Genomic DNA, 22,463 nt, shown 5'->3' with positions numbered 1-22,463 from the left:
ACGGCTTGCTGCCAAGCGAACTGCAAGCATAAACACGTTGCTTACCACGGCGTTGCCTATCAGACCCGTTGCAACTCGTAACGCTTCAAATAACGTCGTCACGTCGAGTTGGTCCGATCGACGTGAGCTAGGTTGCGTCCCTATCCGGCCGCCAAAACCTCTCGTTTCTCAATGGTTCTGATCAGAAAGTCGAACGACATGCGGATGTCCTTCTCCATGGCCTTGCGCGCGGCCGATGCGTTGTGTGCTTCCAGCGCATCCACAACGACATCATGCAAGTCCGTGCCCGCCGTGTTGTAGGGCACCTTTTCGTCACGCTCTACCTCTTCGGTGATCACGCGCATATAGGGCCCGCATTGTAGCCACACGGTTTCGATTAGGGGAGGAAGAACCGTCGAGCCGGATGCGCGATAAATCAGGAAATGGAAATCCTGATTTTTTACGAGACTTTCATGAATGCCATCGTGCTTGATGGCGAGTTCGTGTTCCGAAATCAGACGACGCAGGCGGCGCACCGCGGGTTCATCGATATGCTTCGCGGCCATTTCGGTGGCCAGACCTTCCAGCGCGATGCGGGCATCGCACAGATCGCGCAGATGCTTCTTGCTGATTTCGGGAACCTGAATGGTTCCGTTCGGCAGGGCAACCAATCCATTCTCCACCACCAACTGACGCAACGCCTCACGCACGGGCATGGCGCTCGAACCGAACGCTTCGGCCAGCGTTGCGACCGTTAGCTGCCGGCCCGGCTCGAAGCGACCCTGCATCAGCGATGCGCGCAGTTGCGCATAGATCGACTCCTGCATGGTGGATCGTTTCACGACGCGCGTGAATTGCTCGGTCATGGTGTTGTGTGATCAATCGATCATTTCTGTTGGTTGGCGCTGCTATGTTACCAGTTCTCCACGCTCCACAAAATGCAGCAATACGCATTTCCCGCCCCTGTTGTGAAGCTGTACGTCATTGCTTGACAAGAAATTTTGGTCCCAGAAAAATCCGCTCCATCATTTGATTATTTGATCAAATGATGGAGCGCCGCCAAAGCCTAGTTGTGATGGTGCGCGTCTGACCCACAACCCATCGCTCATACTCCTGGCACATGATCAGAACCACCACTTCAAGAACTCCATTGCCCCGTCCCCCATGGCGCGCGGCGCTCGCGGTCTTCGGCGCCTGCGCCGCGCTCGGCGTGCCGATGCAGGCGCGCGCGCAAAGCTCGGTCACGCTGTACGGAATCGTCGATGCCGGCGTAGCCTATGTCAGCAATGTCGGCGGGAAGACGGACTGGATGGCGACCAACTCGGTGATGCAGGCCAATCGGCTCGGCTTTCGCGGGGTCGAGGATCTGGGCGGCGGCACGAGCGCCGTCTTCGTGTTGGAAAACGGCTACAGCACGACCACCGGCGCATTGGGGCAGGGCGGCAAGCTGTTCGGACGTCAGGCTTACGTCGGGCTGACCGACAAGCGCTGGGGCACACTGACCTTCGGTAATCAGTATGACTTCATGGGTCTGACGCTCGGCATGTATGAAACGTCGACGTGGTTCCTCGGTCAGTTCTCGGATCACCCGTTCGCCAACGACCGTGCGAACGCCCAGCGCGTGCCGAATTCCGTTCAATATCTGACGCCGGTGTGGAGCGGATTTCAGTTCGGCGCGCAGTACGGCTTCTCCAATCTCGCGGGCGACATCAACGGCAATGGCCGCTCTTACAGCTATTCGGCGAGCTACACGGCGGGCGCCTGGAACATCGCGGCGGCTTATACGGAAGTGGCCGGCACGTCCTCGCTGCTGGATATATCGTCGATCTACGGGCAGCCGACGGGCCGCACCGTGCTGGGCGGAAGCTACTTGCGAACGATGGGTGTGGCGACGAGCTACCGTTTCCAGAAGACCTTCGTCTATGCGATGTACACACAGTCGCTCTACGCGGGCATTCGTGGCGTGGGCGTAGAGAATGCGCTGTTCCGCAACGGACAACTCGGCATGACGTATTCCTTCACGCCGTCACTGACCGCAGCCACCGGCTACACGCTCACGACGCTCGGCTCCACGCGATTCAATCAGTTGAGCACGACGCTCGACTACGCGTTGTCCAAGCGTACCGACGTGTACGCAATGGTGCTTGCCGAGCACATGCAGGGACATGACGCTCGCGCGTCGATCATCGGAATCGGCACATCGTCCAGCCCGAATCAGATCGTCGGGGATGTCGGCATTCGTCACCGTTTCTGAGTAAACGCAATCTATGTACGGAAAAACAGGCCGATTGATTATCGGCCTTTTTATTTAGTACTACATTTAATATATCAGAGCTTATCGAAAAAAGTGTGCAGGCGCTGCATCGCTTCGACGATTCGCTCTTTCGATTCCGACCCAAAGCACACGCGCAGATGGCCTTCGCCCGCCGCGCCATAGAAGCTGCCTGCTTCCACGACGACCCGCGCTTCAATGAGGATTCGGTCCGCACATTCCTGAGCCGACAGACCTGTCGCGCTGATGTCTGGAAACGCGTAAATCGTGCCTTCCGGCGACGCACACTGCACGTTGCGCATGGCGTTGAGGCTTTCCACGACGCTCGCGCGCTTCTGCGCATCCTCGTTGACGAGTCGTTCGAGCATCGCGCGGTCGCCGCTCACGGCCGCCAGCGCGCCCGCCTGAATGAACGTGTTGACGTGCGTGACATCGTTGGCAGTGATTTTGAGCAGGGCGGGCATCACATCGGCGGGGGCGGTCATGAAGCCGACGCGCCAGCCATCCATCGCGTGCGACTTGGTGAACGCGAACATGGAGAGCGTGCGCTCTTTCATGCCCGGCAAGGAACCGATGCTGACATGACGCGCACCGTCGTAGACGATCTCTTCGTACACTTCATCGGAAAGCACCGCGAGATCGTGGCGAATCGCGATATCCGCGAGCGCGCTCAGTTCGTCGCGGGTATAGACGCGCCCAGTCGGATTGGCCGGATTGACGATCACGATAGCGCGCGTTCTCGGCGTGATGGCGCGCTCGATCGCGCCGGCATCGATGGAAAAGTTCTTTCGATCCAGATCGACGACCACCGGTTTGCCGCCCGCCATTTCGATCTTGCCGATGTGCTGCGGATAGTACGGCGCCAGCAAAATGACTTCGTCACCCTGATCGATAAGCGCGAAAAAGGCTGCAAATGAAGCATGCGTGAGGCCGTTGGTCACGAGAATATCGTTCTCGGTCACGTCGAGCTTATTGCGCGTGCGCAGTTTGTCGGCCAGTGCCTGGCGCAGCGCGGGCAGGCCGCGCATGTCGCTGTAGTGAACGTCGCCGCGCAGCAGGGCGTCGATGGTGGCCTGCTTGATGGGCATCGGCGTGTCCGCGTGCGGGCAGCCGAGTTCGAGGTGAATCACATCGGATGTGTCGCCGGGCAGATTGCGGGCTTTCTCGTACATGCCGTACGATTTCTTCGATGTTTCGGTGATGCGTTTGGCGAGTTTCATGGCGTTGGCGATAACAGTGTCATGGCCCGTGTCGCGATCAACGCGGGCCGTTCGATAGCGATGGTGAATGCGGCGTGCGAATCAGACGGGCTTGTCTTCGCTCGATGCCCAGTTGCGCATGAGCGTGTTGCTTGGCAGACCTTCGTCGATCATCTTCTTTGCCGTTTCGATTCCGGCGACGGGCAGGCCCTTCGGGTCCAGCACGCCGATCTGAACGAGCACGGAGGCCTGATCCCAGTAGATGTGTTCGTTATAGAGCTTGTCGCCGCGAAAGCAGACCACCGCCAGCATCGGAATCTCGAAGTACTTTCCGGTGGGCGCGAGTCCCGGTAGCAGCCAGTCGATCTCGCGGTCGTGCGTGGCGCAGAACACGAATTCATCAACGATCCGATCCGAGCCGATCGTCCGCGACACCGGAATGAGTTGCGTGTCCGCCGGGTTCGCATCGACGAAGTGGTACTTGTAGAAGCGCTTGAGCTGGTCGTGTCCGACACCGCCGGTCATCGTGGGAACATGATTGACGTAGGGTTCGGCGACCATGGTGGGCATGACGGCATCGACATCGCGCGTGGCGAATTCGTAATAGCAGTGGCGCTCCCACAGCGCGTTCAGATCGTGGACCGGACCCATGACCTTGCGTAACAACGCGAGCGAGCGCGAGTAGGCCATCGTGGTCGCGGGCTTGTCGAAGTGCGGGCGCCCCGGCGATGCAAAGGCGTGATCGCATCCCGGATACACGTATTGTTCGATGCCCTGATTCGTCGCCAGCGCACGCATGATCGCTTCACGTGCGTCGAGCGGACAGAAGGCATCGTCACCAGCGAAGTGAAAGACCATCGGACACTGAATGGCCGGCACTTCGTCGAGATAGGCATCGAGGCCGACGCCGTAGTAACTCACCGCACAGTCGATCTGCGTGCGCGCAGCGGCGAGCATCGCGAGCTTGCCGCCGAGACAATAGCCGAGCGCGCCGATCTTGCCCGCATGTTCCGGCTGCATGCGCATGGCATCGACCGTGGATTCGATATCGCGCACCGCGAGGTCGATATCCACGCGCTCGTTGAAGCCCAGCGCCTTCGCGAAGTCTTCCTGTTCATAGCCGAGCACTACGCCCGGTTCCATGCGCCAGAAGAGATCGGGCACGAGCACGACATAGCCTTCTTCCGCATAGCGATCCGCCATGCTTTTCATGTACGCGTTGATGCCGAAAATCTCTTGCAGCAAGACGAGTCCCGGTCCGGAGCCTTGCGCGGGAACGGCTTTGTATGCCGCGAAACTCCGACTATCGTGGCTCTTGATTTCAATCATTTGACTCATGCGTTCCCCGCTCATTGAGGCTGCGCTTGCGCGCCACCGAGAATTTGCGCGTGCAGTGTGGTGCGATCCGCGGCCAGCATCCCGGCCACGCCTTGCGCCATTGCACCGATATAGATTTCGCGCGGTGCACCGCCGATTGCATCGAGCGTGGCATCGACGACTTCACGCGTCGTGAGTTTCTCGCCGATGTAATCGCGGCTCATGTCCGTGTCGATGGCGCCGGGCATCACCGCGTAGACGCGCACGCCTTGCGGCGCGAGTTCGGCGTCGAGTCCTTCGGTGAGCCGCAAACCCGCCGCCTTCGATGCGCATAACGACGTCATCGAAGGCAGGCTCACGCGTGCGAGCACCGAGAGGATGTTGACCATTGCGCCGCGCGATGCGATCAGATGCGTCGCGAAGGCATTGGCCATAGCGAGCATCGCGAAGAAATTCACTTCCATTTCGAGGCGTGCGCGCTCGGGCTGGCCTGCGTGCAGCGCGCCCGTTTGCGTGTTCACGCCCGCGTTATTGATCAGCAAGCTCACGTCGGATGCCATCGCCGCCACGCGTTTCACATCTTCCGGATTCGTGACATCGAGCGTGACGGGCACGACGCGCGGGTTCTGAAAAGCGTCAGCATCGGCAGCACGATGCGTGGCTGCGTACACTTTGCCCGCACCGCGTGCGACGAGCGTTTCGACGAACATCGCGCCCAGTCCGCGATCGGCGCCAGTGACGAGCGCGACAGTGTTGTGATCGATCATAAGAGTCAGATGATGTGGAAAATATCGTCGGCGCAATCGACTTCGGCGGCAAGTCGCGCGGCGTCATCGGCGAGCATGAAGCGTTGTTCTACCAGCGATGCAGCAGCGTCGAGCAACGCGCTGCGCCATGCATCGGCGTTCGCGTAGCGGGCCTCGAACGCGGGACGTCGGTCGTTTTCGATCCCGGCCGGGCGCAGGCCATCGCGCGCAAAGGGAATGTACGAACCGTAGACGCTATATAGGCCGCCCGGCGCGAAGCCTTCGGCGCGTGGCGCCCAGCCCGCATGCGTGCCGAGCGGCGCCTGGACGAACGGATGACGCACGCCCGCGCTGCCGTTTCCATCGCTATCGACGGCGGGGACGAACACGGGATAACGCGGTCCCGGCCGCGGCGGAACCTGCGAATGATCGAGCAATTGCAATTCGTTGATGACACGCGGACTGTCGATGCCGGTCGTCGCTTCGAAGCGTTCGTCGAATCGATCCAGCGTCCACCATGTGCCGTCCGCATGCGACGGAAACGCGCTCGGAGGAGGCGCGATGTCTTCATCGACCCATTCACGCATGGCCACGAACAGCGCGCGCAGGATGGCGCCATACGTGAGCGGATTGGTGGCATGGCGCGTGACCTTCGACTTCGGCAACGGATAGTCGCCATGCGCGATACCGGTCGTCAGATACAGGCGCACATCCGGATGCCCGGGCAGATCGCGGCCTTCGCAGTCGGTCGCGACCAGCGATGCGCGCGCCGACCATGCTTCGGAATCGGTATCCATCTGCATGATCTTCGGCACCGTGTTCGATGCCTCCGCGCGCGCGAGAATGCCGTCGGTGTTTCCGCTGATCGGGTCCGTGAGCGTTTGATAGGCGAAGGGAAACTGGTCGCCCGGATAGCTGTGGTCTTCGTGCTGACGCGAGTAGCGGCCCGGCTGCGAGAACGCCGCGTTGACCCACGCGCGCCGCGAGCCGGAAATGATCGGCACGGCGGCATCGAAGACGATGCGTGAATCGAGCGTCTCGTTGAAGCCTTGATGGATGAAGTCGCGCAGCACGCGCCCGCTTTGCGAAAGACCGAAGCCGAGCGCGCGAACGAGGCGCGGCGTCCTCCGGCCAAAGCGGATTGGGCGTGCCTTCGCTGTCGTGCGATTCGTACTTCAGGAAGGCCATCACGTCGCGCACGCTCGCATAGCCGAGACCCATCACGACCGGATCTTGCGCTTCGTAGATGAACTCGAAGATCGCGCCGCGATCCAGCGTGCAATGCGGCAGACGCCGGACCTCGATGGTGTTTCGATCCAGAAAGCGCCATTCGATGCCGGGCGCGGGCGTGCGCGCGTCGATTTCGTGCTGGCGCGCGGTGAGCGTCGCGCGGGCGGGTTCCGTGCTTGCCGCGGGGTAGGACAGCGTCAGCACGGTGCGCTCGCCGTCCATCTCCTGCACGATGGCGCCGCGAATGGAATCGGGCGCATCGAGCACGAACTCTTCCCAGCCCGTGCCGGTGATCGGCTGGCCGTTTTCGCTCGCCACCGGAAACTGCGCTAGCATGCGTCCGCCGCCCGGCTCGACATTGCCTTGCCATGCGGTCCAGACGATCGCGTAGCCTTCGTGCATCAAAAAGCCATTGCCGATGTCATCGGGCGTCGATGGCAGCGCCACCACGGGCGCATTGTTGATTCGCACGATGCCGCGTTGCGTGCCGCGATTGAGGTACTCGTAGAACAGCCAGCCATTCCCGCGCGACAGATCGACGGGCTTGTAGACATGAAAGTCCACGCTGTACTGCACGCGTCCGTTTGCCGCGCTCGGCGCACGCGCCAGGTTGACGATGCCGCGATTGAGCGGCGCATCCGGGTCGATCTCGCAATGCGCGCGGCCCGACAACAATTCGTACGCACCGACCCGGCCGTCCTTGCCGAACACCATGCCGTCGAACACGGGATGCCGCGACAGCACTTCGAATCTCGTTACACCTGACATTGAATTCTCCTGGACTGCGCTTTTTACGGCTGCGCGACGACGCGCAAATACGGACGCAGAACCTTCACGCCTTGCGGATACATCGCTTCGGCCTGCTCCTGCGCGAGCGATGGCGGTAGCATCACGGGCTGTCCGTCCAACCATGTCGACGATGTGGCGACTTTGCGCTTCGCGGTGAGTTGCACCGCCTGCAGGGTGCGCAGGATTTCGGTGAAGCTGCGGCCGTTCGTCACCGGATAAGTCAGCGTCATGGCAACACGGCGATCCGGCGCGACGAGCAAGGCGGTGCGATACAAGCTGGCCTGCAAAGCCGATTCGTCGACGAAACCGAGCGCGCGCGGCACCGCACGGCTCGGGTCGTTGACGAGCGCGAACGACGGTGTGCAATCGAGCGCGTCGCGCAAATCGCCGAGCCACGCGGCGACCATTTCTTCCGTGTCGACGGATACGCCGAGCACGCGCGCGCCGCACGCCTCATAAGCTTCGCGCAGCGTTTCGAGCGCGGCGAATTCGGTGCTGCACGTGGGGGACATCGCCTTGAACGCGAAGATCAGCGCCCACTCGCCGCCGAGCCAGTCGTGCAGGCGCATCGGGCCGTGCGATGAGATCGCCTCGAAATCAGGCAGCGCGCTTCCGACGGTCAGTGTCATGCGGTTCATCCGAAATAATTTGATCAAATGATATCTGCGCACAGTGTCGGGGCTACAAAACCTACTGTCAAGCGCATTTGACCGGCATCGTCGAAAACCAAGCCCGGTTATGACATTCACTTGCCTAACGTTTTATTATTTGATCAAATGATCGTCATGCGAATGCGGCGGCTTTAGTGAACCAGCCCCGCATGCCTCACCACGGAGAAAAGATGACTACCCGAAGTATTGTCGTGACTGAAGCAAACAGCGGCCTGCAAGCCCGTTTCACCTTGCTCGACCAGCAAGCGCCCGAAAGTGCGGAGTTCGTGTGGGACTTGCTCGCCACGCCGCGCGATATTCCCGCCATTCACGCGATGTGGACCGGGCCGGAGATTTCCTGCCCGGTGCCGACCGCGATGATCGACCCGGCGCGCAACGCCCGCGCGCTGCCGCCGGAAAACGCCACCATCACGCCACAGGCTGGCGATCTGGTGCTGGCCTATGTGCCGGCGCACATGTGGGGCGGCAATCCGCAGCCGGTCTTCGATCTCGGCTTCTTCTACGGTCCGGGCGGACGCATGCTGTTTCCGATCGGCTGGCTCGCAGGCAATGTCGTCGCGCGCGTCGATTCGCAGGATCTTCAGGCGCTGGCTTCGGGCTGTGCCGCCATCCGCAAGAATGGCGCTTGCACGCTCAGTCTCGCGAGGGCCTGATGAGCACGGACACTCCACCCGACGCGCTCAGGCAGAACTACTGGCCGACCACGGCCGGCGCGGCGGCCGCGTTTCATCGGCTGGACGCGGACATCGACTGCGATTACGCGGTGATCGGCGCGGGCATCATGGGTCTGAACAGCGCGCTGGCGTTGCGCGAACGCGGGGCCAGCGTGACGGTGCTGGAAGCGGAGCATCCCGCGACGGCGGCATCCGGACGCAACGGCGGACTGGTGGTGCCGAGCCTGCCGCGCGTCGGCCCAGCCGATGTGATGCGCCTCCTCGGCGACGATTACGGCCCGCGTCTCGTGAGTCTCGTCGCGGGTGGCGCGCAGGCGGTGTTCGATCTCATCGCCCGTCACGACATGAAATGCGATGCCGTTCAGGGCGGCTGGATCAATCCCGCGCATGCGGGCGAACTGGTGGACGGGCTCAAGGCGCGCGTGGATGCCTGGAGCCGCGCCGGGTCGCGTGCGCGCTGGATGGATCGCGCCGAAGCGTGCGAGCGCATCGGCAGCGCGTCGTTCCACGGCGCGCTTTACGATGAAAGCGGCGGGCATCTCAATCCGTTTGCCTACACGCAGGAACTCGCGCGCACGGCGAGTATGAAGGGCGCGCGAATCCATATCGATTCCCCGGTGCTGCGCATCGATGCAGCGAGCGGCCGTTACCTTCTGCGCACGCCGACCGGCACGGTACGCGCCACCACCATCCTGCAATGCACGAACGCCGCGCCATCCGGTCCGCGCTCGCTGGCGCCGGCGGTCGCGCGCAGTGTCGTGCCGCTGACGGTGTTTCAACTCGCCACCTCGATCGTGCCGCAGGCCGCGCGCCGCGCCATGCTCAAGGGCAACGAAGCGCTCTCGGACACCCGCAATAATTTGTTCGCACTCCGGTTTACGGTCGATGGCCGCATCGTCACCGGCGGCATGGCGCCGCTCACGCAGTGGATGGCCGAGCCGCGTTTGTTGCACTCGCTTGCGCGCCGCATGGAGCGGATTTTTCCGCAACTGGGCGACGTGCGTTTCGACTTCATCTGGCGCGGTGGCGCTGCGCTCACGCCTGATTTTCTGCCACGCTTGTTCGAGGTCGGACCGAACTGGTATGCGCCCATCGGCTGCAACGGACGCGGCATCGCAATGACGACCACACTGGGCCAGCGCATGGCCGATTACGCCGTCGACCGCGATGCCTCGCGCCTGCCGGTTCCGCTGATGTCCGCAGCGCCAATCAAGGCGCACGCGGTCGCACGCTACGCGCCGCAATTGCTGTTGCCGCTCGGCATGATCCAGGACACGATGCGTCGCTGAGACGCAAAATTATCTGCAACACGAAGGACTTTTTCTTGACACCGTTTTATTGCCGCAAAAGAATCCATCCAGATCATTTGATTGTTTGATCAAATATCAACGCGATGCGAAACGGCTCCACAAGGTTCGAGCCGCTCCGTAGTTGCTAACGCCAAATTGGATCAAGGGGAACGATGTGTCGGGTGCAAGGGAATTCAAGACGGGTTGGGGCATCATCCTCGCCGCAACGATTGGGATCGGGACCAGCCTGACCACGATGGCGTCATACAGCGCGGGCGTGTTCCTGCCGTCGCTGACCAAAACGTTCGGCTGGGCGGACTCGCAGGTCATGATCACCTTCATGATCCTGTTCTTTGGCTCCAGCCTGCTCGGGCCGACCATCGGCACGCTGGCGGATCGCATCGGGCCGCGCAAGATCGTGCTGTGTTCGGTGGTGGGGCTCGCCATCGGCTGGATGCTGCTGGCGTTCACCACGAGTTCGATCATCTCCTTTTATGCGATCTTCGCGATCATCACCTTGCTCGGTGCGGGCACGCTGCCCGTGACGTGGACCAAGAGCGTGGTCGTGCATTTCAAGGAGAAACGCGGCATCGCGCTCGGTATCTGTCTGGTTGGAACGGGCATCTTCGGCGCGCTCATCAAGCAGTACGCGTTTCACACGCTCAACCTGTTCGGCTGGCGCATGGCGTATGTGAGCCTCGGCGCATTTCTGCTCGTCATCACTTTGCCGATTGCGTTCTTCTTTTTTCGCGAGCCGGCCGTCGATGACATGGCCCATGCAACCACCGCGAGCGATGCCTCCACGGCGTTGCCCGGACTCACGATGAAGCAGGCCCTGCGCACGCCGGCCTTCTGGATTCTGAGCGCGAGCTTCTTTCTGTTGTCGCTGTCGCTGGCAGGCATCGCGCCGAATCTGGAGCGCTTCTGGACCAAGTCCGGCTTCAGCATGTCGGATGCGGTGAGTATCGCGTCGTGGTATGGCATCGGCATCGTTCTGGGACGACTGATCACGGGATGGTTCTTGGATCGCATCTGGGCACCGCTCGTCGTCTTCACGATGCTGTTGCCCTGCGCGGCCGCGTTCCTGTTGCTCGCGCACGGCGTGAATAGTTTCTGGGTGGCGTCGCTGCTGGTGTTGATCGTCGGCACATCTTCGGGCGTGGAGTACGATGCGCTTGCCTATCTGGTCTCGCGTTACTTCGGCATGCGCGCCTATTCGGCCATCTATGGCGGTGTGTTCATCGGCTTCGCGGTGGGCGCAGGGCTGGGGCCGTTCTCCTTCAGCAAGCTGCTTTCGATGCTCGATGGCTACGACGCCGTGCTGATCATCAACGCTGCCATTGTCGTGGTCGGTGCCGGTGTGTTGCTGTTTCTCGGCGCTTATCCGCGCGCAGCGGGTAACGACGACGTGGCGAAATCGTCGTCCGGTCGCGGCATGCCTGCGAACGCCTCCGGCGACCTGAAGTAAGAACGAGGAATTCTCATGGCACATGTGATCGAAACCGTATCTGTTCTGTCGTCCAGTCCGGGTACGCAACGAACGCTGAAGGTTCATCGCATCGGCAATATCGGCGCGCGGCCCAAGGCGTATTTTCAGGCGTCGCTGCATGCCAATGAAACGCCGGGTTTGCTCATCGCTCATCATTTGCTGAGTCTCGCGCTTGCAGCGGACCGCGCGGGCGAATTTAAGGGTGAACTCGTGATCGTGCCGTTCGCCAATCCAATCGGTCTGTCGGACAACGTGCTCGGCAATCAGATCGGCCGCGAGGCGCTCGATGGCGGCGGCAACTACAACCGTGGCTGGCCCGATCTGTCGAAGGGTCTCGACGCGCGTCTGGAAGGCAAGCTCGGCGCAAACGGCGACGCCAATATCGATGCCATTCGCCAGGCGCTGCGTGACACGCTCGACGCCTTGCGTCCGCCGACCGAAGTGCAGTCGATGCAGACCGAACTGCTCAAGCTCGCCATCGACGCCGATTTCGTCGTGGATTCGCACACCGAACTCGTCGCGATTGCCGGCATGGTGGTCGCGCCCTGGTGCGAGGCGATGCTCGATCGGTTCGTCGCCGAGATCGATCCGGGGCTGGTGCATGTGACCGATACGCCCACGCTTTTCGACGGTACGTGCAGCAAACCGTGGCATGACCTGCGGCAAACGCTCGGGGATCGCTATCCGATTCCGCAAGGCAACGTGAGCGTGACGATCGAAATGCGCGGCGCTGCCGATGTCTCCGACGAACTCGCAAGCGGCGACGCGAACGCCATCTTCCGTCACCTTGCGCGCATCGGTGTCGTGGAAGGGGAGTTCGATCCGCGCGCAACGTGGTCCGGAGAAAAAACCCCGCACGAAGCCATCTCGATGATGCGCACGCCCGTCGGCGGGGTGATCGTGTACCCGTATCCCCTTGGCACGGACGTGCAAGCGGGTGATGTCATCGCCGAGATCGTCGATCCCAACGCGGACGACCCCGCGCAGGCGCGCACACAGATTCGCGCGAAACGGCCAGGCAGGTTGTACGCCGCGGTGTCGAACCGATTGGTGCGGCCCAACGACATCGTGATCAAGATCGCCGCCAACGACTTCGCGCGCGACTGAGCCGCAGATTCACGCAATGCCCTTTGGCATGTCTTCCCGAGAGACATGCTTTGACGAATCATCAGGATACCTATTCTTAAAGCAGGAGAAGCGCCCGTGGAAACGGTTGAACTACACTACCGTCCGAAAGACGCGAATGATGCCGACGTTCGTTTTCCCCATGACGACGGCTCGCGCGTGCCCTATAAAGTCTTCAGTTCGCAGGCCGTGTACGACCGCGAGCAGGAGCGTATCTACCGCGGCCCGACCTGGAATTTCGTCGCGCTCGAAGCGGAAGTCCCGAACGCGGGCGACTACAAGAGCACCTTCGTGGGCGATACGCCCGTGGTGGTCACGCGACTGGAAGACGGCGGCCTCGCGGCCTGGGTGAACCGCTGCGCGCATCGAGGCGCGTCGGTGTGCCGCAAGTCGCGCGGCAATGCGACATCGCATACGTGCGTGTATCACCAGTGGAGCTTCGACAACAGCGGCAACCTGCTCGGCGTGCCGTTCCGGCGCGGCCAGAAGGGCATGACCGGCATGCCTGCCGATTTCAATCCGAAGAACCACAGCCTGCGCCAGTTGCGCGTGGATAGCTACAAAGGTCTGGTATTCGCCAGCTTCAGCGACGAAGTCGCGCCGCTGCCCGACTATCTCGGGGCGGAAATGCGCCCGTGGATCGATCGCATTTTTCACAAGCCGATCGAATATCTCGGCTGCACGCGCCAGTTCTCGAAGTCGAACTGGAAGCTGTATTTCGAGAACGTGAAGGACCCGTATCACGCGAGCATGCTGCATCTGTTCCATACGACGTTCAATATCTTTCGCGTCGGCATGAAGGCGCGCTCGATTCCCGACGCCACGCATGGGCTGCACAGCATCATCACCGTGACGAAGACGGGCGAAGATACCTCGTCGGCGTACAAGCAGCAGAACATCCGCTCGTTCGATGAAGGTTTCGCGCTCGAAGACGATTCGATTCTCGGCCTCGTCTCCGAATACGAAGAAGACACGACGAACCATATTCAGCCGATCTTCCCGCAACTCGTCATCCAGCAGATTCACAACACGCTCGTCGCCCGCCAGCTTCTGCCGAAGGGGCCAAACAGCTTCGAACTGATTTTCCACTTCTTCGGCTACACGGACGACACGCCCGAGTTGCGCGAGCTTCGCATCAAGCAGGCGAATCTGGTGGGACCGGCCGGCTATATCTCGATGGAAGACACCGAGGCGACCGAGCTCGTCCAGCGCGGCACCGTGCGCGATGCGGATGCGACCTCGGTGATCGAAATGTCGCGCGGCAATCCGGACCAGCAGGACACCGTCATCACCGAGAGCCTGATCCGCAAGTTCTGGGTGGGCTATCAGAAGCTGATGGGCTATTGAATCGAGGCCGGCACCATGGAACGAATGACATTGTGGTTCGAACTGCACATGTTGCAGGATCAGTACATCAACACGCTCGATAACGACAAGCTCGAAGCGTGGCCCGCGCTCTTCACGGAAGACTGCATCTACGAGATCGTGCCCAAGGAAAACGCCGACATGGGGTTGCCCATCGGCATCATCTATTGCACGAACCAGAAGATGCTGCGCGATCGCGTCGTATCGCTGCGTCACGCGAATATCTACGAAGAACACAGCTACCGTCACATGACATCCGGCCTGACCGTGATCGATGAAAAAGATGGCGTGATCGAAACGGAAAGCAATTACGTGGTGATCCAGACGCGCACGAACGGCGAGTCGAACGTGTATCAGGCGGGCAAGTATTTCGACCGCGTGGTGCGCACGCCGGACGGTCTGCGTTATCGGTCCAAGCGCGTGATCTACGATACCTCGCGCGTGCAGACCTTGCTCGCGACGCCGATCTGAGGAGACACACATGGATCAATTGACGAACGAATGGCAGGTCATCGGCACGCTTGAGGACTTCACCGAAGGCGAGCCGTCGGCGGTGGTCGCGTGCGACAAACCCATCGCCGTGTTCCGCATGGGCGATGAAGTCTTCGCGCTGCACGATCTTTGCACGCATGGCCACGCGCGTCTGTCGGAAGGCTTCGTCGAGGACGGTTGCGTGGAATGTCCCCTGCACCAAGGGCTTTTCGATATCCGCACCGGCGCGCCGCAATGTGCGCCCGTGACGGAAGCGGTGCGCAGTTATCCGATTCGCATCGTGGACGGGCAGGTCGAAATCCATGTCGAGTGAGTCGTATGTGATCGTCGGTGCGGGGCATGCCGCGCGTCGCGCTGCCGAAACGCTGCGCGAACGGGATGCTCAAGCGTATATCGTCATGATCGGCGACGAGGACGCGTTGCCTTACGACCGGCCCGAACTGTCAAAGGGCGCGCTGCTGTCGGAAAAGGGCGAGCAGCGCGCGTTTATACGAGACGCCGCGTGGTATGACGCCCAGCGTATCGAGTTGCGGCTCGGTCAGCGGGTCGAATCGATCGATCGTGCATCTTCGCGTGTGATAGTGAGCGATGGAACGCGCATCGAATACAAGCGGCTACTGCTTGCGACCGGCTCGCGCGTGCGCCGTTTCCCCGGCCCGCTCGATGACGGCGTGACGCTGCATTACGTACGCACCGTCGCGGATGCGCGCTCGCTGCGTGCCGCGCTTGCGCGGGGCAAGCGTGTGGTGGTTCTGGGCGGTGGGTTCATCGGACTGGAGGTTGCTGCGTCGGCGGTTTATGCGGGCTGTCAGGTGACGCTGATCGAGTCAGCGCCACGGCTTCTCATGCGGTCGATGCCGCGCGAAGTCGCGGAGTTCATCGTCGCCTTGCATCGCGTGAAGGGAGTCGATGTGCGCATGAACACGAAACCGCTTGCGGTTCGTCGTGGCATTGACGGCACAGTGGTCGAAACGGATCGCGGCTCGATAGAAGCGGATGTCGTCGTGGCAGGAATAGGTGTGGTGCCAAATGTCGAGCTTGCCGAAGCAGCGGGCCTCAATGTGAATGGAGGCATCGTCGTCGATGAACAATGCAGGACCGTTGATTCGGCGATCTTCGCGGCCGGTGAAGTCACGGCGCATTTCAATCCCTTGCTGAAGCGGCATGTGCGTGTCGAGTCGTGGCAAGTGGCGCAGAATCAGCCCGCCATCGCGGCCGCGAACATGCTCGGCGCGAGCGAGCGTTATGCGGAAACACCGTGGCTCTGGTCGGACCAGTACGAATGCAACGTGCAAACGCTCGGGGTATTCGAAGAAGGGCATGCGCGCGTTTTGCGCGGCGATCCTGCGAGCGGGGCGTTCGTCATGTTGTCGGTAAGTGATTCCGATGCGCTTGCCGCGGTTGCAGCCGTCAATGCAGGACGTGACATCGGTGCTTGCAAGCGATTAATCTCATCGGGCAAGCCGTTGGATAAGGTGGCGCTCGGCGACGCTTCTCGTTCGCTCAGAACCTTGTTATGAAAGCTCCGCGTTATCTGCGCCGTACGCGCTCCTGACCGAAGCCGGAGACGCCGGCGAGTTTGGAATGGCAAGCGCCTTACTTGCTTTACTCGTCTCGGTCGGCACCCCAGCCTGAAAATGCACGCGATTCTGCCAATCGAACCAGCATGCAGGCGTTCCGGATTGACGCCTTGCACTTTCTATCATAGGTCGACCCGACTTTCGTTGCGAGAACACGTTTATAGCTGACTCTTCCTATGCGATATATCAATCGCTGACGTTTGCGTTGACGTAAGTTTTTCAACACAAGACCAAGCGGATATTTCGAGATGCCGCCAATGTGGGCCATCGGCCATATCGCTGTCTCGCCCTGTTATCCCAATAATGTCCGCAGCGCGGATAAACGCCGGCCGACACGCCGCACGAATGACCGATGTCGCTCACAACCGCCTTTGCTGCCGCGTGGGATCAACGGACTGCAGGGGTCGATGACGGCCAGATTGTGCTTTTTTTTGACGTATGAAACGCAGCCGGATAGTTCTCAGTTAAGAGAGCCAAAAACCGGGTAGCCACCACGGTCCGTATGCCGCAAGCAGAAAGGCGCTTAGCGCTTCATGCCGGAAACTCTTCCGAAGCGACATCCAGATGATGACGTCGACGTTTGCCCATCCCTTCTTCGATGTCTGAGACGCTATGTGCGACTTCCGGCCTCGGATATTAGCCACTCCTTAAAGGCGACAATAGGGGCGGCGCTTTCACTGCCTTTTTTATGCACAAGGTAGTAGGCGAGTTCGCACGTCTGCACAACATCGAACGGCTTCACCAACTTCTCCTCTTTCAGGTCATGCTCGACGAGTGTCGTTCGTCCCAGCGCAACGCCATTTCCTGAAATGGCCGTCTGATACGCAGCTGCCGCGTCATTTATCTGAATGCCGCGATTGCAGTCGACGACATTCCGGCAACCTGCTTTATGAAGCCACGAGCGCCACGTTGGAAACGCTCCAGATGATTGCATCGAGACGTCATGAATCAGCAGATGGTGCTGAAGGTCCGCCGGCGTCTTCAATCTTTGTTTGCCGCGTAACAGGGATGGACTGCACACTGGGAAAAACTCGTCTCTCAGCAGAAACGTGGAGGTAAGCCCGGACCATGTGCCGGCACCGTAGCGAATGCCAACATCGACCCGGTCAGCAGCGAAGTCGACGAGCCGGTTGCTCGTATCGATGCGCAGGTCGTGATACGGGTGCCGCTGCTGGAAGCGGTCCACACGTCGCAACAGCCACTTGTCGGCGAACGCGGCGGGAACCGTGACCGTGAACGCCGTACGGGATTTGCTTGCCTTGAGTTGCTCAACAGTCTCGGACAGCAGATCGAAACCCGACTGCAGAGCGGGCAATACCGACCTCGCCGCATCAGTCAGGAAAAGGCGCGTGGCCCCCGACGTAGTTCTATGAAACAGCTCGACGTCGAGGGCGTCCTCCAGACCACGTACCAGATGTCCGACAGCAGCCGGCGTGACGTTGAGCTCCTCGGCGGCGGCGGAATAGCTCAGGTGACGGGAGACCGCTTCGAATGCCCGGAGTGCGTTTAGATTGTTGGGTGCTCGCATTGGAATAAGTCGCTTGAGTGAAGGCAACGCTATCGGCCTGCTCGTTTCTTCGGTCGCAGCACGAGCCCTTTTAGCAGTGTCAGAACGCGCTGCGATACGCAAACAACCCTGGCAGACCGCCGGTCATCACGAACAAGACATTTTGCCCAGCGCGATAACGACCATTCTGTATGTCGTGCAACATCCCTGCGAATGCCTTGCCGCTATAGACCGGGTCGAGGAGAAGCCCCTCTGCGCGAGCGAGCGTGCGTAGCGCGTCGCGCATGCTGTCGGTAGGCATACCATACCCATCGCCGAGGTGTGAATCGTCGACGTTGAGGTCATCGGCTACATGGACCGGTTCGCGTCCCAGCAGTCGCAGGGTTGCTGTCGTCTTTTCGAACGAAACCGCGCGAGCTTTTCCTTCATTGGCGAGAACGGCATGCGTGCGAACGTAGCCTGGGTCTTTTCCTGAAGCGATGAAACCTGCAACCAGGCCGGCGTGCGTTCCGCCACTTCCGTGAGGCACGACAACCTCGTCGAACTGCAGGTTCATCCCGGCGGCCTGCGTCTCAATTTCGAGCGCGCATGCCGCGTAACCCAGGCAGCCGACAGGGCTCGAGCCGCCCAACGGGGCGACGTAGACTCGCCGACCATTCTTCGACAGTTCGGCTGCCCGTCGCGTCGCAAGCGTCATGGGGTCTTCCGAACTGGACAGGTCGTGAATGGTCGCCCCTAGCAGCTCGTCCAGCAAAACATTGCCGTTCTCCGTATACGCCGCGTCGGTCCGCGGAACCGAGCGCGTCAAGACCAGCTCGCAATGCATGCCGGCGCGGGAAGCGGCCGCGGCAGTGAGCCGCGCGTGATTCGACTGACGCGCGCCGACCGTGATGACCGTATCGGCACGCTGCGCCAGCGCTTCCCCTATCAGGAACTCCAGCTTTCTGAGCTTGTTGCCGCCCCCGCCAAGGCCCATAAGGTCGTCACGCTTGACGAAGATGCCCACGTCGCCGACTTCACGTTCCAGCCGGGTGAGTCGCTGGATGGGCGTTACGCCATCCAGCAGGTCAAAGCGAGGGTAGGCCGTGAGGCCCGTATTCACGAGTTGCATGCCGATTTCTCCGTGTGTCCAGGTGGGGGTGCCGCAAGTACACCCCCAGCACCGAATCAGATTTGCGACAGACCACCATCGACGACGAGCTCCGTGCCGGTCGTGAACGACGAATCGGCACTGGCGAGGAACAACGCGGCCTTCGCAATTTCGGCGGCTTCACCGAATCGCTTGAGCGGCACGGCAGCCTGGATTGCGGCAGCCGTATCCGACAGTTGCCCTTCCGACAGTCCGAGCTTGGTGTGGAACGGCGTGGCAATCGGCCCCGGGCTGACGGCGTTGACGCGAATGCCTCGCGGCGCGAGCTCCGCGCCAAGAGAGCGGACCAGCGAGCGCGTGGCTGCCTTGGTTGCCGATAAGATGGACAGCCCCGGCGTTCCCACCGCGTTCAGGAACGATGTAGTGGCCACGATGCTACCGCCATTCGGGATGAGAGGAGCAGCCTTCTGGATGGTAAGGAACAGCCCGGTGAAATTCAGGGCGAACTGCTCGTGAATCATTTCCGGCGTGACGGCTTCGAGCGGGGCCGCCGTGCCAGCGCCAGCGTTGGCGAAAACGATGTCGATTCGGCCGAAAGTTGCAGCGACGTCACCGATGGCACGGTCGATGTCCGCGGGACTGCGCAGGTCAGCCGAAAGCACCAACGCATCGCCTCCCAGTTCTTCTGCAGCTGCTTCCAGTCGACCGGGATTGGAGCCGATGACGGCAACCTTGGCTCCTTCCGCACGGAAAAGCTTCGCAGCTTCCAGACCGATACCGGATGTACCGCCGGTAACGAGTGCAACCTTGTTTTGCAGCTTCATGGCAATTCTCCTTGAGGTGGGTTGGCGAGAACCGTTGGCGTCCTCGATGGAAACCATTCTGGTCGAGCGACCAACCCGCGACAAATGAGAAGAACTAGCCACCCAAAGTAGGAAATCTAGTCTGGTATTTCGACCGTTGCAGCGGGATCCTCAGGCAGGTCGATGATGCGGAGAACGCCGTTCAGATGATCCGTGGCGCGCCGGCGGGCTGGCTACGTGTGACACTGCCGTTTTCTCTGGCGCAACGTGGATTGCGCCGTCAATAGCCGGATTCTGCTTGCAGTACGCTGATATTCGCATCGAGATACCGGCGACACACGTTCCGCTCGACCTGTACAGCGAAAACATGGATGTTGCTCTGCGCTTCGGCGCATTGCCCGATTCCAGTTTGATGGCCCAAAAACTCGGCAGCTTCTCGACAACGACGTATGCCAGCCCCGCGTACATCGGCACGCATGGTGCGCCTGAAAGTCCGGACGATTTGTGTCTTCGCCCAACGCTCGTGCTCCATCAGGCACGCACCGTAAGCGGGTTAATATGGACGTTGAGCAGTAAGGGACGCAAGGCAAGGAGCTTCGCCTTACGCCCGCCATCGTGGCGAGCGATCCGGTTTTGCTTCTGGACGCTGCTCTCGCTGGCAATGGAATTTTGCTTGCAATGGATTATGGCGCCGGAAGTCGCGACGGGAAGGCTGTGCAAGGTGCTGCCTGATTGGAGTGGCCCACCGCAGCACCTGCATGCGCTATCTCCAGGAGCGCGCGCGCCTTCGCCAAAATTGCGAGGGTTTCTGCGATATCTCAAAGCTCACTTACGTTTTCCTCCTTCGACGTAAGCAATGAGCGGTTCCAGCTGCTTGCCGTATTCGCCGTGCTACTTTTGACGTCGGAAAAGCCGACAATGGCCGGGCATTCGCGCGGCTTCTATAATTTATTGAACGTGCTGCCAGCGGGGAACCAGCATCCTAAGGAAATCCAGCACTACGCGGGTTCTCGCGGGCGTGTTTTTTCTTTGTAGCCGCACTGCGAACAGGTGGAAATCAGGCATCCGCCAGTCGCTCATGACTTCAACGACACGGCCCGATCGGAGATCATCCAACCCAAGCCAGCCCGGCGCCCATGTCAGGCCGAATCCTTGCCGTACCAGCGTCCATGCGGCGGCACCGTCGTCAACGATCATGTGAGTGTTCGGTTGAATACGGACCTGGCGCTGATCCGCAGCAGGCGAGCGAAATTGCCAGTTCAGTAATTGCCCGTTCCCTTTGTTGCGGAAAACAATATGCCGATGCGTCGCCAGATCGGATGGCGCGCTGGGAGCAGGGTGCGCGTCCAGATACTCAGGCGCTGCACAAAGCACGTAGGGATAGGAAAGAAGCCTGGTGGCCACGTGCCCCGGCTGGCGGTCAACTTCGCCCGCCCGAACCGCTATGTCAACGCCCTCAGCGCCAAGGTCGACTAATGAGTCTTCCAGGCTCAGATCGAGTTCAATCTCGGGGTTCGATGCCCGGAATTCGGATAGATAGGGGAGCACGCAGGCATGCGCAAAGGAGCCTGGCAGGCTAACCTTTACTCGCCCTCGCGCAATCGGTTCATCGCCCTCCGTCAGTGAAGCGCCCAGACGCTCCGCATCCTGGAGCAGACGGCGGGCACCTTCCAGCAGCCGTTCGCCTTCCTGCGTGAGTGAGAGCGAGTGGGTGGTGCGGTGAAGCAACCGGACGCCATGCCGCTGCTCAAATCGGGCAATTGACTTGGACATGGCGGAGCTGGTGGTTCCAGCCCGACGCGCTGCTTCGGCGAAGGAGCCTGCTTCGACGACACGCACGAAGGAAAAAAAGGCTCATGAGGCCGCGAATCTCGTTTTGTGCGGACATTTTGTCACCAGTGACCTGACTCGGTGAAGTGTACCGCGGCGCTACGTCCACAGCGATACTGCCTGCATTGTCATTAACCGGATGAAGGAAATGAAATATCTCGCTCTACTCGAACTGGGCCCGGACCAACAGATTTCGGCTCTAGGGCCGCATCTTCTTCGCGAAGAGATAGCTGTTTGGGATGCTTACCGCAGAGGCGCCTTGCGCGAGATGTATTATCAGAAGGACCCCCTCGTTGTGTCGCTCGTGTTGGAGTCAGCGGGCACGGAAGCTGTGCGGTCCGAACTTGCAAAGTTGCCTCTCATCAGGCACGAACTTCTTCAGGCTCGCATCGTCACGATGGGCCCGTGGCTTCCGCTTGAAAAGCTCTTCGATAAGAATCTGTTGAAGGACAACGAACATGAATGAGCAGTTCGAACCTTTGACAGTGGGCAGCTTCGCAATCACGCCTCTACTTGACGGCATGTTTCCAATCGGTTTCGACGTCATGCCGCAAGCGGATTGCGAGCGTGGACGACAACTGCTGGAGATTGCGGGCCAACCCAGTACCGGACCTTCGATCGAGCCTGTGTACGCGTTTCGCTGAGCAGGGGGGTCGGAGAATCCTGATCGACTCCGGCTGCGGCCGGCTCTTCGGTCCCGCGCTCGGCAACGTTCCTGACAAACTTGAAGCAGCCGGCGTGACGGCGTCACGGGTCGACACAGTCGTCCTGACGCACATGCACCCGGACCATATTGGGGGGTCTGGTGCTCGAAAAAGGCGAACCGCGCTTCGCCAATGCGGAGCTAGTAGTGACTGAAGAAGAAGTAAAATACTGGCTCGACGCCCGCTCGCGCGAAGCCTCGCCGCCGGCTTTCGGCGTATTTTTCGACGCAGCCGCCAAGGTGCTGGAGGCCTACGGCAGTCGCGTACGTTATCTCTGTCATCGGCACCTGTAATTGATACACGGTCGGCACT

The 22,463-nt window shown here is 60.8% G+C and carries 26 protein-coding genes; 16 read left to right on the top strand and 10 right to left on the bottom strand.

Features of this window, described 5'->3' with window-relative positions; translation table 11 throughout:
* Positions 1 to 140 precede the first annotated feature (140 nt).
* Positions 141 to 845, bottom strand: coding sequence for a GntR family transcriptional regulator (locus P9292_RS42325; protein ID WP_309850767.1), 705 nt, complete (start codon positions 843 to 845; stop codon positions 141 to 143).
* A gap of 284 nt (positions 846 to 1,129) precedes the next feature.
* Between P9292_RS42325 and P9292_RS42320 the strand changes: the two genes are divergently transcribed.
* Positions 1,130 to 2,233 (top strand): porin, encoded by a 1,104-nt coding sequence (locus tag P9292_RS42320; RefSeq protein ID WP_309850766.1) that lies wholly within the window; start codon positions 1,130 to 1,132, stop codon positions 2,231 to 2,233.
* A gap of 74 nt (positions 2,234 to 2,307) precedes the next feature.
* On the opposite strand, the gene P9292_RS42315 is transcribed toward P9292_RS42320, so the two are convergent.
* From P9292_RS42315 to P9292_RS42300, 4 genes are all read right to left on the bottom strand, one after another.
* A complete protein-coding gene (locus tag P9292_RS42315; protein WP_309966203.1) occupies positions 2,308 to 3,471 on the bottom strand; it encodes an aminotransferase class I/II-fold pyridoxal phosphate-dependent enzyme in 1,164 nt (387 codons plus the stop codon).
* 81 nt (positions 3,472 to 3,552) lie between these two features.
* Complete coding sequence (locus tag P9292_RS42310; RefSeq protein ID WP_404989450.1) at positions 3,553 to 4,788, bottom strand: dienelactone hydrolase family protein; 1,236 nt, start codon at positions 4,786 to 4,788, stop codon at positions 3,553 to 3,555.
* An 11-nt stretch (positions 4,789 to 4,799) separates the two neighbouring features.
* Positions 4,800 to 5,534: an SDR family NAD(P)-dependent oxidoreductase gene (locus P9292_RS42305; protein ID WP_309850757.1), complete on the bottom strand. Its 735-nt coding sequence runs from the start codon at positions 5,532 to 5,534 to the stop codon at positions 4,800 to 4,802.
* 5 nt (positions 5,535 to 5,539) lie between these two features.
* Complete coding sequence (locus tag P9292_RS42300) at positions 5,540 to 6,586, bottom strand: alpha/beta hydrolase domain-containing protein (RefSeq protein WP_309966202.1); 1,047 nt, start codon at positions 6,584 to 6,586, stop codon at positions 5,540 to 5,542.
* Between the two features lie 160 nt (positions 6,587 to 6,746).
* Here P9292_RS42300 and P9292_RS42295 point away from each other — a divergent pair, with 160 nt between their 5' ends.
* Together P9292_RS42295 and P9292_RS42290 are read left to right on the top strand one after the other, a co-directional pair.
* The gene (locus tag P9292_RS42295; RefSeq protein ID WP_309966199.1) at positions 6,747 to 7,076 is read left to right on the top strand and encodes a hypothetical protein; all 330 of its coding nucleotides are present in this window, start codon (positions 6,747 to 6,749) and stop codon (positions 7,074 to 7,076) included.
* Positions 7,077 to 7,139: 63 nt separating this feature from the next.
* The gene (locus tag P9292_RS42290; RefSeq protein ID WP_309966197.1) at positions 7,140 to 7,508 is read left to right on the top strand and encodes a hypothetical protein; all 369 of its coding nucleotides are present in this window, start codon (positions 7,140 to 7,142) and stop codon (positions 7,506 to 7,508) included.
* Between the two features lie 26 nt (positions 7,509 to 7,534).
* On the opposite strand, the gene P9292_RS42285 is transcribed toward P9292_RS42290, so the two are convergent.
* Entirely contained in the window at positions 7,535 to 8,161 is a 627-nt protein-coding gene (locus tag P9292_RS42285) for a redoxin domain-containing protein (RefSeq protein WP_309966195.1), read from the bottom strand.
* A 212-nt stretch (positions 8,162 to 8,373) separates the two neighbouring features.
* On the opposite strand from P9292_RS42285, the gene P9292_RS42280 reads away from it, so the two are divergent.
* The 8 genes from P9292_RS42280 (at position 8,374) to andAa (ending at position 16,157) form a co-directional block, all read left to right on the top strand.
* The gene (locus tag P9292_RS42280) at positions 8,374 to 8,856 is read left to right on the top strand and encodes a DUF3830 family protein (protein WP_250467730.1); all 483 of its coding nucleotides are present in this window, start codon (positions 8,374 to 8,376) and stop codon (positions 8,854 to 8,856) included.
* Complete coding sequence (locus P9292_RS42275) at positions 8,856 to 10,166, top strand: FAD-binding oxidoreductase (RefSeq protein WP_309850751.1); 1,311 nt, start codon at positions 8,856 to 8,858, stop codon at positions 10,164 to 10,166. Before P9292_RS42280 ends, P9292_RS42275 begins: the two co-directional genes overlap by 1 nt.
* A gap of 142 nt (positions 10,167 to 10,308) precedes the next feature.
* Positions 10,309 to 11,634: an MFS transporter gene (locus tag P9292_RS42270; protein ID WP_309966193.1), complete on the top strand. Its 1,326-nt coding sequence runs from the start codon at positions 10,309 to 10,311 to the stop codon at positions 11,632 to 11,634.
* A gap of 15 nt (positions 11,635 to 11,649) precedes the next feature.
* A complete protein-coding gene (locus P9292_RS42265; protein ID WP_309966190.1) occupies positions 11,650 to 12,762 on the top strand; it encodes a M14 family metallopeptidase in 1,113 nt (370 codons plus the stop codon).
* Positions 12,763 to 12,858: 96 nt separating this feature from the next.
* Positions 12,859 to 14,127, top strand: coding sequence for an anthranilate 1,2-dioxygenase large subunit AndAc (gene andAc, locus P9292_RS42260; protein WP_309850742.1), 1,269 nt, complete (start codon positions 12,859 to 12,861; stop codon positions 14,125 to 14,127).
* Between the two features lie 15 nt (positions 14,128 to 14,142).
* A complete protein-coding gene (gene andAd, locus P9292_RS42255; RefSeq protein WP_309850740.1) occupies positions 14,143 to 14,616 on the top strand; it encodes an anthranilate 1,2-dioxygenase small subunit AndAd in 474 nt (157 codons plus the stop codon).
* 10 nt (positions 14,617 to 14,626) lie between these two features.
* Complete coding sequence (gene andAb, locus P9292_RS42250; RefSeq protein ID WP_309850738.1) at positions 14,627 to 14,950, top strand: anthranilate 1,2-dioxygenase ferredoxin subunit AndAb; 324 nt, start codon at positions 14,627 to 14,629, stop codon at positions 14,948 to 14,950.
* Complete coding sequence (gene andAa, locus P9292_RS42245) at positions 14,940 to 16,157, top strand: anthranilate 1,2-dioxygenase system ferredoxin--NAD(+) reductase (protein WP_309966186.1); 1,218 nt, start codon at positions 14,940 to 14,942, stop codon at positions 16,155 to 16,157. The genes andAb and andAa overlap by 11 nt, the downstream gene beginning before the upstream one ends.
* 670 nt (positions 16,158 to 16,827) lie before the next feature.
* Here andAa and gcvA read toward each other — a convergent pair.
* From gcvA to P9292_RS42230, 3 genes are all read right to left on the bottom strand, one after another.
* Positions 16,828 to 17,745: a transcriptional regulator GcvA gene (gene gcvA / locus P9292_RS42240; protein WP_309966183.1), complete on the bottom strand. Its 918-nt coding sequence runs from the start codon at positions 17,743 to 17,745 to the stop codon at positions 16,828 to 16,830.
* A gap of 79 nt (positions 17,746 to 17,824) precedes the next feature.
* Positions 17,825 to 18,835 carry a D-cysteine desulfhydrase family protein gene (locus P9292_RS42235; protein WP_309850729.1) on the bottom strand — a complete coding sequence of 337 codons (1,011 nt, stop codon included), beginning with the start codon at positions 18,833 to 18,835 and terminating at the stop codon, positions 17,825 to 17,827.
* Positions 18,836 to 18,891: 56 nt separating this feature from the next.
* The gene (locus P9292_RS42230) at positions 18,892 to 19,638 is read right to left on the bottom strand and encodes an SDR family oxidoreductase (protein WP_309851247.1); all 747 of its coding nucleotides are present in this window, start codon (positions 19,636 to 19,638) and stop codon (positions 18,892 to 18,894) included.
* Positions 19,639 to 19,915: 277 nt separating this feature from the next.
* Here P9292_RS42230 and P9292_RS42225 point away from each other — a divergent pair, with 277 nt between their 5' ends.
* Positions 19,916 to 20,470 carry a LysR substrate-binding domain-containing protein gene (locus P9292_RS42225; RefSeq protein WP_309966179.1) on the top strand — a complete coding sequence of 185 codons (555 nt, stop codon included), beginning with the start codon at positions 19,916 to 19,918 and terminating at the stop codon, positions 20,468 to 20,470.
* Positions 20,471 to 20,565: 95 nt separating this feature from the next.
* Here the strand turns inward: P9292_RS42225 and P9292_RS42220 are convergent, their stop codons facing one another.
* Positions 20,566 to 21,456, bottom strand: a complete 891-nt coding sequence (locus P9292_RS42220; RefSeq protein WP_309966176.1) for a LysR family transcriptional regulator — start codon at positions 21,454 to 21,456, stop codon at positions 20,566 to 20,568.
* A 139-nt stretch (positions 21,457 to 21,595) separates the two neighbouring features.
* Between P9292_RS42220 and P9292_RS42215 the strand changes: the two genes are divergently transcribed.
* From P9292_RS42215 to P9292_RS42205, 4 genes are read left to right on the top strand one after another with little or no spacing between them, the layout of a single operon-like run.
* A complete protein-coding gene (locus P9292_RS42215) occupies positions 21,596 to 21,913 on the top strand; it encodes a hypothetical protein (protein WP_309966174.1) in 318 nt (105 codons plus the stop codon).
* On the top strand, positions 21,906 to 22,091 hold the full coding sequence (locus tag P9292_RS42210) for a hypothetical protein (protein WP_309966171.1): 186 nt from the start codon (positions 21,906 to 21,908) through the stop codon (positions 22,089 to 22,091). The genes P9292_RS42215 and P9292_RS42210 overlap by 8 nt, the downstream gene beginning before the upstream one ends.
* On the top strand, positions 22,015 to 22,305 hold the full coding sequence (locus P9292_RS43475; RefSeq protein ID WP_409015612.1) for an MBL fold metallo-hydrolase: 291 nt from the start codon (positions 22,015 to 22,017) through the stop codon (positions 22,303 to 22,305). The genes P9292_RS42210 and P9292_RS43475 overlap by 77 nt, the downstream gene beginning before the upstream one ends.
* Entirely contained in the window at positions 22,298 to 22,444 is a 147-nt protein-coding gene (locus tag P9292_RS42205; RefSeq protein WP_309966168.1) for a hypothetical protein, read from the top strand. The genes P9292_RS43475 and P9292_RS42205 overlap by 8 nt, the downstream gene beginning before the upstream one ends.
* Positions 22,445 to 22,463 lie beyond the last annotated feature (19 nt).

It is taken from the genome of Caballeronia sp. LZ001 (assembly GCF_031450875.1).
Taxonomy (GTDB): Bacteria; Pseudomonadota; Gammaproteobacteria; order Burkholderiales; family Burkholderiaceae; genus Caballeronia.
Note: the sequence above shows the minus strand (reverse complement) of the source record. Positions and strands in the feature narration are given on the sequence as shown.